This is a genomic window from Streptomyces sp. NPDC002776, assembly GCF_053592195.1.
On record NZ_JBSFVG010000006.1, the window covers coordinates 11,918 to 25,465 of the forward strand.

Sequence of the window (13,548 nt, forward strand, 5' to 3'; positions counted from 1 at the left end):
GCGCCGTGGAGGTGGTCGATCGATGCCGAGTCTGCTCGCCGTGTTCGGGCATCCGGACGACGAGTCGCTGTCCGCGGGCGGAGTGCTGGCCCGCAATGCCGCGGAGGGCTCTCCTACGGTGGTGGTGACGGCGATCTGGGCCGAGCACACCCACCGGGCCGCCGAACTCGCCGAAGCGCTGCGCCTCCTCGGCATCCCCGAGCAGCCCCGGATGCTCGGCTACGCCGACTCCCGCGTGCCCGCCTCGGCCCCCGGCAGCCCCCGGCTGTGCGACGCGCCGCTGGACGAGGCGGTCGGACGACTCGTCGCCCATCTGCGGGAGTTCCGTCCGGACATCGTCGTCACCCACGACGCGTACGGCGGTGTCACCGGTCACGAGGACCATGTGCACACCCACCGCCTGACCGTGCTGGCCGTGCAGGCGGCGGGGCTGGAGCGGCTGTACCCGGAGGCGGGCGACCCCTGGCGGCCGCGGGCGCTGTATCTGGCCACCCACCCGCACTCGGCGGTCCGGGTGCTGGGCGACTTCGCCGAGGCCGGCAAGGGCATGCGGACGGTGCCGGACGAGTGGGTCACCACCACCGTGGACGTCCGCCCCTGGCTGCAGCGCAAGTGGGCGGCCGTACGGGCCCACCGCAGCGAAGCCGAGCGAGGCGCCGCGCCGGGCCTGCTCGCCGCGCTCCCGGCACAGGTACGTGAGGGCATCCTCGGCACGGAGTGGTTCATCCGCCAGGAACTCATAACCGGAGCGCGGACCGAGAGCGCACTGAGGGCCTAGGACGGCAGGGAGTCCCGCAGGGCCTTCGCGGTGGTGGCCGGGTCGTAGTCCTCCGTCACGCCCTCGACCAGGATGATGTCGCCCTCGATGTGCCGGGCGCGCAAGGGGGCGATCTCCTGATAGGCGGGCGAGTCCCACCACTGCCGTGCCTCGGCGATCGACGGGAAGCCGATCATCACCACGTCCCCGGCCCAGTCGCCCTCCATCGTCTCGTGCCGCCGTCCGTGGACGAGGAAGCGGCCGCCGTACGGCTCGAAGGTGGCGCTGATGCGCTCGATGTACTCGGCGATCTCCGGGTGCGGGGTGATCTTCCGGAGATGGGCGATGGCGTACGCGGTCATGGCGGGCGTCCTTCCGTTCGGGCGGTCGGGCTCCTTACGTCCACGATCGTGTCAGCGGGGCATGGCCCGGGTCGATGACCTCTCGGGTAATGCGCCGCGGCCGGTTGCCCGGACGGGCCCTGGTTGCGCCGGAATTCCCGTGGGAAGCTCCTAGACTGACGCGGGCGGACTCCCGGCGGGCGAGGGGCGGTTGACGGTGCGTAAGGCGTGGATCGTGGCGGGTGCCGCTCTCGCGGCGGGGCTCAGCTTCGTGATGCTGCTCGTCGTCGGGGTGTACGTCGTCGCCGGGAACCTCGCCAACGGCATCGGCGGCGGGGCCAAGGCGCTCGCCAAGGGGGCGGTGCCCGCCGCCTACCAGGCGCTCGTGCAGAAGTGGGGCAACCTCTGCCCCGCCATCAACCCGGCGCTGCTCGCCGCCCAGCTCTACCAGGAGAGCGGCTTCAACCCGAAGGCGCAGAGCCCGGCCGCCGCGCAGGGCATAGCGCAGTTCATCCCCGGGACCTGGGCCACGCACGGCATCGACGGCGACGGCGACGGCGACCGGGACGTCTGGGACCCGCAGGACGCGATCCCGTCGGCCGCGTCGTACGACTGCGAACTCGCCTCCTACGTCAAGGACGTGCCGGGCGACGCGACGAAGAACATGCTCGCCGCCTACAACGCCGGGGCGTACGCGGTCATCAAGTACGGGGGCGTGCCGCCGTACCGGGAGACCGAGAACTACGTGAAGACCATCACGACCCTCCAGGACAGCTTCGCCGCGCCCGTCGGGCGGGTCGACCCCTCGAAGCAGGCCGCGGGCGCCATCTCCTACGCGCAGCAGAAGCTCGGGACGCTCTACCTGTGGGGCGGGGACGGCACGCCGGAGGACGGCGGCCGGTTCGACTGTTCCGGACTGACCAAGGCCGCGTACGAAAGTGTCGGGATCTCGCTGCCGCGTGTGGCCAACGACCAGTACAACGCGGGACCGCATCCGGCCAGGGACGAGCTGCTCCCCGGGGACCTCGTGTTCTTCTCGGACGACCTCACCAACTCGCGGGCCATCCGCCATGTGGGGATTTATGTCGGTGGCGGGTACATGATCGATGCCCCGAGAACAGGTGCTGTGATCCGGTTCGACCCGATCGACACCCCTGACTACTTCGGGGCCACCCGGGTCACCGAAGATGGCGCGAAAGCGCTCCCCACCGAGGTGTGAGCGCAGCGTGAACCCACCCCCTGAGCTGCGGCGATGTGTCTCTCTTCGATAACGTCTGAGTGATCATTCAGTGGAGCGTGGAACGTATCAACAGGAGCCGTGCGTTCCTGATGACGTAGCGGGAGACACGACGAAGGGGCCGCAGCACCATGGCTGGACTCGCAGCATCCGGGTCGAACCCCGACGTCGACCTGCTCTATGACATCAATGGCCTGGCCAAGGACGCACCGGGGTGGTTCGACCGGGTGATGGCGTACGTCGGTGAGTACGGGCTGCTCATCGCCATGGTGCTGCTGGTGCTGTGGTGCTGGTGGTCGGTGCGCAGGCGGGGCGGGGAGGACGCCGCCCCGTCGGTCGCCGCGCTGGTGTGGGCGCCGCTCGCGGCCGGGCTCGCGGTGCTGGTGAACGTCCCGATACGGGGCTTCGTGGAACGGCCCCGGCCCTTCCTCGACCACCAGGGCCTGGACGTCCTGGTCTCCGGCAAGACCGACTTCTCCTTCGTGAGCGACCACGCGACGATCACCATGGCCATGGGGGTCGGGCTCTTCGTCGCCCACCGCAGGTTCGGGCTGTTCGGCATCGGCCTCGCCCTGCTCGAAGGCTTCTGCCGGGTCTACATGGGCGTGCACTACCCGACCGACGTCATCGGCGGTTTCGCGCTCGGTACGGCCGTGACGCTGCTGCTGTCCCCGGTCGCCGCGGCACTGCTGACCCCGCTGACGAAGGCGATCGAGCGGTCGCCCCGGGCCGGATGGCTGATCCGCTCCCGCAAGGAGCCGTCGTACGACGGACGGGACGCCCTTGTCCCGGGTGCGCGCGCGGAGAGCGCCGACGCCGCGGAGCGGGACCTGGCCGCCTGAGGCCGCCCCCTCACAGCGCCTGGGGGAAGGAGAAGAACCCCTCCGGGTCGTACTGCCTCTTCAGCCGCGTCAGGCGGGGGGCGGCGTCGCCGTAGTACGCCTCGCGCCAGTTCTTCAGGCCCGGGTCCGTGTAGTTCTGGTACGCCGCGCCGGACGCGTACGGACGCATCGCGGTGTGGGCCTCGGTCAGCCAGGACCGGGCCGTGGCGCCGCTGGTGCCCGCCCGCCAGGCGGCGATGTACTGGGCGAGCATGCGGGAGCGGCGGTGGACGAACGCCGTGGCGGTCGGCGGGACACGGTTGACCGCGCCGCCGAGGGCCGTGAGGGCGACGCTGCCGGAGCCGCCGCGGACCGACCTCATCCCGGTGAGCAGGGTCTGGATGCCGGCCGGGGAGAGCGAGCGGTCGAAGAAGTCGGACTTCGCGGCGTACGTCTCGCGGCCCAGGGCGCCCTGCGGGGAGCGGCCCGGGGTGGCGCCCGGGAGGTGGCACTGGGCGTCGGTGGCGAAGGAGGAGCAGCCGGCGTAGAGCTCCATCGACTCCTCGTAGGAGCGGCGGCGCAGGGAGACGCTGGTGGCGGAGGCGCCGACGCGGTCGGCCAGCCGGTCGACGGCGTTCTGGAGTTCGCCGTGGGTGCCGAGGGAGAAGGCGGTGACCGAGACGGTCGGGGTGCCTCCGGTGGCGTTCGCCAGATGGAAGGACGACCAGATCTCGTCGGGCTGGGCGGGGCCCCATTCCTGCCAGGCCTTCAGTACGGCGGCGGCCCTCGACCAGGGCCAGGACAGGTACGCGATGACGGCCTGGGGCGCGGGGTGGGTCGTGAACTGGAGCTCCGTGACGATGCCGAAGTTGCCGTTGCCGGCGCCTCGCAGGGCCCAGAAGAGGTCCGTGTTCGTGGTGGCGTCGGCGGTCAGCTGCTTGCCGTCCGCGGTGACGAGGGTGGCGCGGGTGAGGCTGTCGCAGGTCAGCCCGTAGGCGCGGGAGACGACGCCGTGGCCGCCGCCGAGCGTGAGGCCGGAGATGCCGACGGTGGGGCAGGAGCCGGCGGGGAGGGTGACGCCCCTGGCGGCGAGGCCGCGGTAGACGTCGATGAGTTTGGCGCCGCCGCCGATGACGGCGGTGCCCCCGGAGACGCGGATGCTGTTGAGCTGGGAGACGTCCATGACGAGGCGGCCGTTGCCGGAGGACCAGCCCGCGTAGGAGTGGCCGCCGTTGCGGATCGCTACGCGGAGGTTGTGGGCGTGGGCGTAGGAGAGGGCGGTGCGGATGTCGGCCTCGTGGGCGACGTAGGCGACGGCTGCGGGCTTCAGGGAGTCGAAGCGGGTGTTGTAGAGCTGGCGGGCGGTGGGCCAGGCCTGGTCGCCCGGGCGGACGAGGGGGCCGTCCAGGGCGCGGGCGAGGGCGGACCAGGTGGTGGGTGTGCTGGGGGTGCGGGGGGTGCTGGGGGTGGTGGCGCTGGTGGTGCGTAGTGGGGGGCGGGTGCCGGTGGCTGTGCAGGCGGCGGTTGCTGTTGCTGTGAGAGCGGCTGCGCCGCCGGCGATGAAGGTGCGCCGTTCCATGTCGCCTCCCGGGGTTACGTGGAACGAGACGGGGTGGTGGGGGTGGGGGTTCCATGTCGGGTGCGGCTATGGGTTGTTTTCGCCCCCGCCGCCCCTACCCGTCCCCTCCCTGGGGGCTGCGCCCCCAGGCCCCCGCTGTCGGCCCTGAAAGGGCCTCGTCCTCAAACGCCGGACGGGCTGATAGTGCCGGTGGTGCTCAGGGTCGTGTGGGCCTCTGCGTCTCTTCTGGCCTGGCTTCTGGCTCTTCTTGCCGGGCCCTTCCAGCCGCAGGTGCACCGGGCCGTGCAGAACGGGCCCTGTTCGATCGTGGCCGTGCGGTGGGGCGGGGGCGCGGGCGGGGCTTCGTCGTGTGCCACGGGGACAACCGTACCGAGGGGAGGTAAAGGGCTTCTATGGGCGTCGGGGTGCGTTACGGCGGGCTCCCGGCCGTCGTTAGGGACGACGACGAGGGGCCCGTGACGGACGTACCCGCTGGGGGGTAGGCAGGCGATGACGGAGCGGCGGTTCAGGCGGCGGGGAGCCGTGGTCGCGGCGGGGTTCGTGGCCTGTGTGGGGGGTTGTGGGACCGCTCCTGACGACGGGCGGGGCGGGGAGCCCGCGGAGGTCGTGCGGCGGGCCGCCTCCGCGCTGGTCGACGCCCGGAGCTCCAAGGCCCGTACGTCCATGGAGATGGCCACCGGCGGGACCCGCGTCACCATCCGCGGCGAGGGCGTCTACGACTTCCGCCGGCAGGTCGGGCGGCTCAAGGTGCTGCTGCCCCAGGATCCCGCCGGGGACTCCGCCCACCGCCCCATCACCGAACTCCTCGCGCCCGGCGCCCTCTTCATGAAGAACCGCGGCGCCGGGGTGCCCGCCGACAAGTGGGTCCGGGTGGAGACCGCTTCCATGGCGGACGGAAACCTGGTCACCGGCGGTGCCACCGACCCCCTCACCGCCGCCGAACTCCTCCTGGGCGTACGTTCCGTCACCCTCGTCGGGGAGGGGCGGCTCGGCGGGGCCGACGTCACCCACTACCGCGGTACCGCCGATCTGCGGCGCGCCGCCGACCTCGCCTCCGACGGATCCCGGGGCGCGCTCGCCGCCGCGGCGAAAGGGTTCGCCACCGCCCAGGTGCCGTTCGACGTGTACCTCGACGACCAGGGGCGCATCCGGAAGATCCGGCATCGGTTCAGCTTCGTCAACGGGCAGCGGAAGGACGCCGTCGCCGTGACCTCGACGACCCTGCTCTTCGACTTCGGCGTCCCCGTCGACGTACGGCTGCCCGACCGCGACGACATCTACGCCGGACGCATCGCCGAGGAGTGAGGATCCCCGACGGTCGTCAAGGACTAGCCCGTCCGTGCCATGCGCGGTGTGTAGGCCGCTCCCTACTCTAGGAAGCCGGTAGCGGCAGAGAAGAGGTGATGCGCGTGGCTCCGGTCGGCGGTACGGCAGTTCAGGACCACGTGGCCCTCGCCGAGATCGAGTTGTGCGGTGAGCTCATCATCGCGGCCTCGGCCGCCGAGGACCGGCTCAGCCTGGAGAGCATCGACGAGGTGCTCCGGGTCGCGGAGGAGCGGGACGCCCGCGGTCCCGGCTCCCCCGACCGATGATTTTCGGCCTCAGGTCCGCAGCAGACGGCCGATCGCCTTCGTCGCCTCTTCCACCTTCGCGTCGATCTCCTCGCCGCCCTTCACGGCCGCGTCCGCGACGCAGTGGCGCAGGTGCTCCTCCAGGAGCTGGAGGGCGAAGGACTGCAGCGCCTTCGTCGATGCCGAGACCTGCGTGAGTATGTCGATGCAGTAGACGTCCTCGTCGACCATCCGCTGCAGGCCCCGGATCTGGCCCTCGATCCGGCGCAGCCGCTTGAGGTGCTCGTCCTTCTGCTTGTGATAGCCGTGCGTGGCGTGCTCATGCTCGGAGGGCGCCGTGGCGCCGGCCTCGGTCGTCGTCATAGCGTCCTCCAGACATATACCCCTACTGGGTATATCGTACCGAACTTTGCTGGGTATAGGGCCCTTGGTACGCCCCCGTGCTGATCACTGTGCCTGATGGGCGACACTGGGGGACGGCCCATTAGCCGTGGCCGGATGATGCGCCTAGCATCAGCCTGACCGAAACCGAAGCACCCCGAGGACCCCACGTGCGCTTTCGTCTGACCCCCAGGGAGACGAGCTTCTACGACATGTTCGCCGCGTCCGCGGACAACATCGTCACGGGCTCGAAACTCCTCATGGAACTGCTCGGGGCGGACACCGCCGGCCGGGCCGAGATCGCAGAGCGTATGCGGGCCGCGGAACATGCCGGTGACGATGCCACGCACGCGATCTTCCACCAGCTGAACTCCTCGTTCATCACGCCCTTCGACCGCGAGGACATCTACAACCTCGCGTCGTCCCTCGACGACATCATGGACTTCATGGAGGAGGCCGTCGACCTCGTCGTCCTCTACAACGTCGAGGAACTGCCCAAGGGCGTCGAGCAGCAGATCGAGGTGCTGGCCCGGGCCGCCGAGCTCACCGCCGAGGCCATGCCGAACCTGCGGACCATGGACAACCTCACGGAGTACTGGATCGAGGTCAACCGGCTGGAGAACCAGGCCGACCAGATCCACCGCAAGCTGCTCGCCATGCTCTTCAACGGCAAGTACGAGGCCATCGAGGTGCTCAAGCTCAAGCAGATCGTGGACGTCCTGGAGGAAGCGGCCGACGCGTTCGAGCACGTGGCGAACACGGTGGAGACGATCGCCGTGAAGGAGTCCTGAGGCGCCTCCATGGAGACCTTCGCTCTGGTCGTGACCATCGCGGTCGCGCTGTTCTTCACGTACACCAACGGCTTCCACGACTCGGCGAACGCCATCGCCACCTCCGTCTCCACCAGGGCGCTCACTCCTCGGGCCGCGCTGCTCATGGCCGCGGTGATGAATCTCGGCGGCGCCTTCCTGGGGTCGGGTGTCGCCAAGACCGTCAGTGAGGGCCTGATCGAGACGCCCGAGGGCTCGAAGGGGATGGGAATCCTCTTCGCGGCCCTGGTCGGCGCCATCACCTGGAACCTCATCACCTGGTACTTCGGCCTGCCGTCCTCGTCCTCGCACGCCCTGTTCGGCGGCATGGTGGGCGCCGCGCTGGCCGGCGGGACCACCGTGTACTGGCACGGGGTGCTGGAGAAGGTCGTCATCCCGATGTTCATCTCGCCGCTGGTGGGGCTCGGGGTCGGCTATCTGGTCATGACCGGGATCATGTGGATGTTCCGGCGGTCCAATCCGCACAAGGCCAAGCGCGGGTTCCGGATCGCGCAGACCGTGTCCGCGGCGGGCATGGCCCTCGGCCATGGTCTGCAGGACGCGCAGAAGACCATGGGCATCGTGGTGATGGCCCTGGTCATCGCCGATGTCGAGGACTACGGCGATCCGATCCCGATCTGGGTGAAGATCGTCTGCGCGGTGATGCTGTCGCTCGGCACGTACGCCGGCGGCTGGCGGATCATGCGCACCCTGGGCCGGAAGATCATCGAGCTGGACCCGCCGCAGGGCTTCGCGGCCGAGACCACCGGCGCGGCGATCATGTTCACCACGGCGTTCCTGTTCAAGGCGCCGATCTCGACCACCCACGTCATCACCTCCGCCATCATGGGCGTCGGCGCGACCAAGCGGCTGAACGCCGTGCGCTGGGGAGTCGCCAAGAACATCGTCCTCGGCTGGTTCATCACCATGCCGGCCGCGGCGCTGGTGGCCGCGGCGGCGTTCGGGGTCGTGCACCTCGCGTTCCTGTAGCGGAGCGGGTGGCCGGGCCGACGTACTGAAGAAACGAATCAGCAGACCGGCGTACGGGTCTGCCGCCGCGGGAGACGACACGGGCCCGCCCCCCGGGAGCCGGGGGGCGGGCCCTTATCTGCCTCGCGGTGGCACCGCCATGCAGCACCGCGAGGGGTCTTGCGGGCTCCGGCCTAGCCGAAGCGGCCCGAGATGTAGTCCTCGGTGGCCTGGACCGACGGGTTGGAGAAGATGCGCTCCGTGTCGTCGATCTCGATCAGCTTGCCGGGCTGGCCGACGGCCGCCAGGTTGAAGAAGGCGGTGCGGTCCGAGACCCGGGCCGCCTGCTGCATGTTGTGGGTCACGATGACGATCGTGAACCGTTCCTTCAGCTCGCCGATCAGGTCCTCGATCGCCAGCGTGGAGATCGGGTCCAGGGCCGAGCAGGGCTCGTCCATCAGCAGGACGTTCGGCTCGACCGCGATGGCGCGGGCGATGCACAGCCGCTGCTGCTGACCACCGGACAGGCCCGAGCCGGGCTTGTTCAGGCGGTCCTTGACCTCGTTCCAGAGGTTGGCGCCGCGCAGGGACTTCTCGACGACGTCGTCGAGCTGGGACTTCTTGTACGAGCCGTTCAGCTTCAGGCCGGCCGCGACATTGTCGTAGACGGACATCGTCGGGAACGGGTTCGGGCGCTGGAAGACCATGCCGACCTCGCGCCGCACGGAGACCGGGTCGACCCCGGCGCCGTACAGGTTCTCGTCGTCGAGCATGACCTTGCCCTCGACCCGGCCGCCGGAGGTGACCTCGTGCATGCGGTTGAGGGTGCGCAGGAAGGTGGACTTGCCGCAGCCGGAGGGACCGATGAAGGCGGTCACGGAGCGGGGCTCGACGGTCATCGAGATGTCTTCGATGGCACGGAAGGAGCCGTAGTAGGCGCTGAGGCCGCTTACGTCGATTCGCTTGGCCATGGGTATCACTGCTTCTTTCAGGAAAGTCTTGCGATCGGTCGCTGTCTGGCCGCCGCGCGGCGGGGAGCCGCGCACAGATGCATCAGCGACCGGTGTTCGGGGCCTTCCAGCGGGCGATGCCGCGGGCCGCGAGGTTGAGGAGCATCACGATGGCGATCAGGGTGAGGGCCGCCGCCCAGGCGCGGTCGTACGCCGCTTCCGAGCCCGCGCTGTTCGCGTACTGCTGGTAGATGTACAGCGGCAGCGACGCCTGCGCCCCTTCGAAGGGGTTGTTGTTGATGAACGGGTTGCCGAACACCAGCAGCAGAACCGGGGCGGTCTCACCCGCGATACGGGCCACCGCCAGCATCACACCGGTGGTGATACCACCGACGGCCGTCGGCAGGACCACCTTCAGGATGGTGCGCCACTTGGGCACGCCCAGAGCCAAGGATGCCTCACGCAGCTCGTTCGGGACGAGCTTGAGCATCTCCTCCGTGGAGCGGACCACGACCGGCATCATCAGGATCGCGAGGGCCAGGGCGCCCGCGAAGCCCGAGAAGCTCATCTCGAAGATCAGCAGGATGCTGAGGATGAAGAGACCGGCGACGATCGAGGGGATACCGGTCATCACGTCGACGAAGAAGGTGACGGCGCGGGCGAGGTTGCCGCGGCCGTACTCGACCAGGTAGATCGCGGTGAGCACACCGACCGGCGCCGCGATCAGGGTGGCGATGCCGACCTGCTCCATGGTGCCGATGATGGCGTGGTAGATGCCGCCGCCGGGCTCGGTGTCCGCGACGACGCCCATGGAGTGGGTCAGGAAGTAGACGTCGAAGACCTTGATGCCGCGCTGCACGGTCGACCAGACCAGGGAGACCAGCGGTACCACGGCGATCAGGAAGGCGACCCAGACCAGCGAGGTCGCGATGCGGTCCTTGGCCTGGCGCGTGCCCTCGACGCGGGCGGCGAGGGCGTACGTACCGAAGACGAAGAGCAGCGCGGCGATCAGGCCCCACTGGATCTTGCTGTCGAAGCCGGCGGCCAGGCTCAGGCCGATGGAGACGGCGAGGGAACCGGCCGCGATGGCCACGGGGGACCACTTCGGCAGCCGGGCGCCCTGCAGGGAGCTGGGGTGCTTGACGACGGTGCTCATGCGTTGGCCCCCGAGTACTCCTTGCGGCGAGCGATGATCCATCGGGCCGCGCCGTTGACCAGCAGGGTGATGACGAACAGGACCAGACCGGAGGCGATCAGCGCGTCCCGGCCGAACTCGTTGGCCTCGCCGAACTTGCTGGCGATGTTCTGGGCGAAGGTGCCGCCGCCCGGGTTGAGCAGGCTGCCGTGGATGAGGAAGTCCGGGGAGAGCACGGTGGCGACGGCCATCGTCTCGCCGAGCGCGCGGCCGAGGCCGAGCATCGAGGCGGAGATCACGCCGGAGCGGCCGAAGGGCAGCACCGCCATCCGGATGACCTCCCAGCGGGTGGCGCCGAGGGCCAGGGCGGCCTCTTCGTGCATCTGCGGGACCTGGCGGAAGACCTCACGGCTCACGTTGGTGATGATCGGCAGGATCATGATCGCGAGCAGGATGCCGACCGTGAGCATCGAGCGGGCGGGCCCGCCCTCCCAGTCGAAGATGCCGGTCCAGCCGAAGTAGTCGTCCAGCCAGCCGAACAGGCCGTCCATGTGCGGTACGAGGATCAGGGCGCCCCACAGGCCGTACACGATGGACGGCACCGCGGCGAGCAGGTCGATCACGTAGGCGATCGGGCCGCTCAGCCTGCGCGGGGCGTAGTGGGTGAGGAACAGCGCGATGGCGACGGCGATCGGGACCGCGATGACCATGGCGATGATCGACGAGACGATCGTGCCGTAGGCCAGGACCGCGATGCCGAAGACCGGCTCGGTGCCGGTGGTGTTCCACTCGAAGGTCGTGAGGAAGTTGCCCTCGTCCTTGCTGATGGCGACGGCGGCCCGCCAGGTGAGGAAGACCGCGATGGCGGCCATGATCACCAGCAGGAAGATGCCGGAGCCACGGGCGAGACCGAGGAAGATCCGGTCTCCGGGACGGGTGGCGCCGCGGGCGTTGCGCTTGAGCTCGGCCTCGGACGGCTGCGGTGGTGAGGGTGCGGGAGTGTTCTTGGTGGTTATGTCCATCGGGTTCTCCGGTCTGCGGCGCCCTGCGTGGTGGAGGGCTCCTGGCGGCGGTGCACCGGACGGTGCGGCCCGGCCCCGGTGGGGAACCGGGCCGCACACTCAGGTCAGCTCAGGCCCGCGACGGTCTCGCGCACCTTGGCGATGATGTCGTCGGGCATGGGGGCGTAGTCGTTCTCGGCGAGGATCTGCTGGCCGTCCTCGCTGGCCATGTAGCCGAGGAACGCCTTGACGGTCGGCAGGGTCTCCGCCTTGTTGCCCTTGTCGCAGACGATCTCGTACGTCACCAGGGTGATCGGGTAGGCGCCGTCGGCCTTGGTGGCGTAGTTGAGCTCCAGGGCCAGGTCCTTGCCGGTGCCGACGACCTTGGCGTCCGCGATGGCGGCGGTGGCGGTGTCGACGGAGGCCTTGACCGGCTCGGCGGCGCCCGTGTCGAGGGCGACGACGGAGGTGTCCTTGGCGTAGGAGAGCTCCATGTAGCTGATCGCGCCGGCGGTCTGCTTGACCTGCTGGGCGACACCGGAGGAGCCGGACGCGGACTGGCCGCCGGGGGCGGTCCAGGCCTTGCCGCCCTCGTACTTCCACTGCTCCGGGGCGGCGGCGGTGAGGTACTTGGTGAAGTTGTCCGTGGTGCCGGACTCGTCCGAGCGGTGGAACGCCTGGATCTTGAGGTCGGGCAGCTCGGCGTCGGGGTTCAGCTTGGCGATCGCCGGGTCGTTCCAGTTCTTGATCTTGTCGCTGAAGATCTTCGCCAGGGTCGGCGCGTCCAGGACGAGGTCGTCGACACCCTCGACGTTGTACGCGAGGGCGATCGGGCCGCCGACCATCGGGAGGTCGATGCCCTGGCCGCCGGAGCAGACCTCCTTGGAGGCGGTGACCTCTTCCGGCTTCAGCGCCGAGTCGGAGCCGGCGAAGGCGACCGTGCCCTGCGTGAACGCGGTGATACCGGCGCCGGAGCCGCCGCCCTTGTAGTTGATCTGGACACCCTTGCAGGCCGCGGTGAACTGCTTGACCCAGGCGTCGATCGCGTTCTTCTGGGCGGACGAGCCGTCGGCCAGCAGCTGGCCCTTGGCGTCGTCGCACTTGATGTTGTTGGCCTGCGTGCTCGTGGTGGAGTCGCTGCTGCCGCTGTCACCGGTGTCGTCGGAGCCGCACGCCGTGAGGGCCAGGGCGCCGGAGACGGCGAGAGCACCGAGAGCGAGGGCCCGCCGGTTCATGCGCTGAAGCTTCACTTGAGGGAGTTCCTTCCAGGAGCCGCCGTCCTGAATCCGGCGGCGTGCGAAGTCTGTGAGGTGTGGGCGCCTGGCCGAGCCACGCGCCACACCGCGTAAGGCTGAAATTAGGCAGAAGAGGTGAAGGCGCCGACGGCCATAAATGAACGAGGGGTGAACCCCTGGGGACGGTGTGGTGAGGTCACGGAACGCTTACGTCGAGGACACAGGGTGATCCCGACCCGGGCCTCGAATGGTTACCCTACGCAATCGGGTGACTCCGGAAGTGGCGTGGGCGCCCGGCGTGTGCCGCCGGACCCCACATTCGGCCCAGTCATCGGCCGTTGCCTCGCTCGGCCGGGGTGACCAGCTCGTCCATCAGCTCCCGGTCCCGGGGCTGCGTCAGCCGGAGGCGGGCCGCCTCGGGGCGCAGCCAGACGATGCGGTCGACCTCGGTGGTCGGCACGAAGGTGCCGGGGCCGGCCTCGGCCGCCCAGTAGCGGACCTCCTTGGGGCGGCCGCCTGCCATGTAGGTCAGCGTGGAGAGCTCGCCGCCGGGCGTGGCCCGGTAGCCGGTCTCCTCCTCGACCTCCCGCAGGGCCGCGGCGAGCGGTTCCTCGCCGCGCTTCAGCTTGCCCTTGGGGTGCGACCAGTCGTCGTATTTCGGCCGGTGGACGAGGCAGACCTCCAGCTCGCCGTCGACCGGGGAGCGGCGCCACAGCACACAGCCGGCCGCCCGGACCGGGGAATCGTTCGTCGCGGTCACCG

At 69.8% G+C, this 13,548-nt stretch carries 15 protein-coding genes; 7 read left to right on the forward strand and 8 right to left on the reverse strand.

Features of this window, described 5'->3' with window-relative positions:
• Positions 1-22: 22 nt before the first annotated feature.
• Positions 23-778 (forward strand): PIG-L deacetylase family protein, encoded by a 756-nt coding sequence (locus ACWD11_RS14165; RefSeq protein ID WP_451283155.1) that lies wholly within the window; start codon positions 23-25, stop codon positions 776-778.
• On the opposite strand, the gene ACWD11_RS14170 is transcribed toward ACWD11_RS14165, so the two are convergent.
• On the reverse strand, positions 775-1,119 hold the full coding sequence (locus ACWD11_RS14170) for a DUF1330 domain-containing protein (protein WP_389417997.1): 345 nt from the start codon (positions 1,117-1,119) through the stop codon (positions 775-777). The two genes, ACWD11_RS14165 and ACWD11_RS14170, sit on opposite strands and share 4 nt — an antisense overlap.
• A 253-nt stretch (positions 1,120-1,372) precedes the next feature.
• Here ACWD11_RS14170 and ACWD11_RS14175 point away from each other — a divergent pair, with 253 nt between their 5' ends.
• Positions 1,373-2,317 (forward strand): C40 family peptidase, encoded by a 945-nt coding sequence (locus ACWD11_RS14175; protein ID WP_389418423.1) that lies wholly within the window; start codon positions 1,373-1,375, stop codon positions 2,315-2,317.
• Positions 2,318-2,466: 149 nt separating this feature from the next.
• Positions 2,467-3,177, forward strand: a complete 711-nt coding sequence (locus ACWD11_RS14180) for a phosphatase PAP2 family protein (RefSeq protein ID WP_451283157.1) — start codon at positions 2,467-2,469, stop codon at positions 3,175-3,177.
• A gap of 10 nt (positions 3,178-3,187) precedes the next feature.
• Here the strand turns inward: ACWD11_RS14180 and ACWD11_RS14185 are convergent, their stop codons facing one another.
• On the reverse strand, positions 3,188-4,735 hold the full coding sequence (locus ACWD11_RS14185; protein ID WP_451283159.1) for an FAD-binding oxidoreductase: 1,548 nt from the start codon (positions 4,733-4,735) through the stop codon (positions 3,188-3,190).
• A gap of 489 nt (positions 4,736-5,224) precedes the next feature.
• Here ACWD11_RS14185 and ACWD11_RS14190 point away from each other — a divergent pair, with 489 nt between their 5' ends.
• A complete protein-coding gene (locus tag ACWD11_RS14190; RefSeq protein WP_451283161.1) occupies positions 5,225-6,040 on the forward strand; it encodes a hypothetical protein in 816 nt (271 codons plus the stop codon).
• Positions 6,041-6,138: 98 nt separating this feature from the next.
• A complete protein-coding gene (locus ACWD11_RS14195; protein WP_389418001.1) occupies positions 6,139-6,327 on the forward strand; it encodes a hypothetical protein in 189 nt (62 codons plus the stop codon).
• Positions 6,328-6,336: 9 nt separating this feature from the next.
• Here the strand turns inward: ACWD11_RS14195 and ACWD11_RS14200 are convergent, their stop codons facing one another.
• Positions 6,337-6,669: a metal-sensitive transcriptional regulator gene (locus ACWD11_RS14200; protein ID WP_389418002.1), complete on the reverse strand. Its 333-nt coding sequence runs from the start codon at positions 6,667-6,669 to the stop codon at positions 6,337-6,339.
• A 188-nt stretch (positions 6,670-6,857) separates the two neighbouring features.
• Between ACWD11_RS14200 and ACWD11_RS14205 the strand changes: the two genes are divergently transcribed.
• Complete coding sequence (locus tag ACWD11_RS14205) at positions 6,858-7,478, forward strand: DUF47 domain-containing protein (RefSeq protein ID WP_030043659.1); 621 nt, start codon at positions 6,858-6,860, stop codon at positions 7,476-7,478.
• A gap of 9 nt (positions 7,479-7,487) precedes the next feature.
• The gene (locus ACWD11_RS14210; protein WP_389418003.1) at positions 7,488-8,486 is read left to right on the forward strand and encodes an inorganic phosphate transporter; all 999 of its coding nucleotides are present in this window, start codon (positions 7,488-7,490) and stop codon (positions 8,484-8,486) included.
• A gap of 173 nt (positions 8,487-8,659) precedes the next feature.
• Here ACWD11_RS14210 and pstB read toward each other — a convergent pair whose 3' ends face one another.
• The 5 genes from pstB to ACWD11_RS14235 all read right to left on the reverse strand — a co-directional run bounded on the left by pstB (position 8,660) and on the right by ACWD11_RS14235 (position 13,546).
• Complete coding sequence (gene pstB, locus ACWD11_RS14215; RefSeq protein ID WP_383310389.1) at positions 8,660-9,436, reverse strand: phosphate ABC transporter ATP-binding protein PstB; 777 nt, start codon at positions 9,434-9,436, stop codon at positions 8,660-8,662.
• Between the two features lie 82 nt (positions 9,437-9,518).
• Positions 9,519-10,571 (reverse strand): phosphate ABC transporter permease PstA, encoded by a 1,053-nt coding sequence (gene pstA, locus ACWD11_RS14220; RefSeq protein WP_389418004.1) that lies wholly within the window; start codon positions 10,569-10,571, stop codon positions 9,519-9,521.
• Positions 10,568-11,572 carry a phosphate ABC transporter permease subunit PstC gene (gene pstC / locus ACWD11_RS14225; protein ID WP_389418005.1) on the reverse strand — a complete coding sequence of 335 codons (1,005 nt, stop codon included), beginning with the start codon at positions 11,570-11,572 and terminating at the stop codon, positions 10,568-10,570. The genes pstA and pstC overlap by 4 nt, the downstream gene beginning before the upstream one ends.
• Positions 11,573-11,676: 104 nt before the next feature.
• Positions 11,677-12,801, reverse strand: coding sequence for a phosphate ABC transporter substrate-binding protein PstS (pstS, locus tag ACWD11_RS14230; RefSeq protein WP_389418006.1), 1,125 nt, complete (start codon positions 12,799-12,801; stop codon positions 11,677-11,679).
• A gap of 313 nt (positions 12,802-13,114) precedes the next feature.
• On the reverse strand, positions 13,115-13,546 hold the full coding sequence (locus ACWD11_RS14235; protein WP_389418007.1) for an NUDIX hydrolase: 432 nt from the start codon (positions 13,544-13,546) through the stop codon (positions 13,115-13,117).
• Between the last annotated feature and the right edge of the window lie 2 nt (positions 13,547-13,548).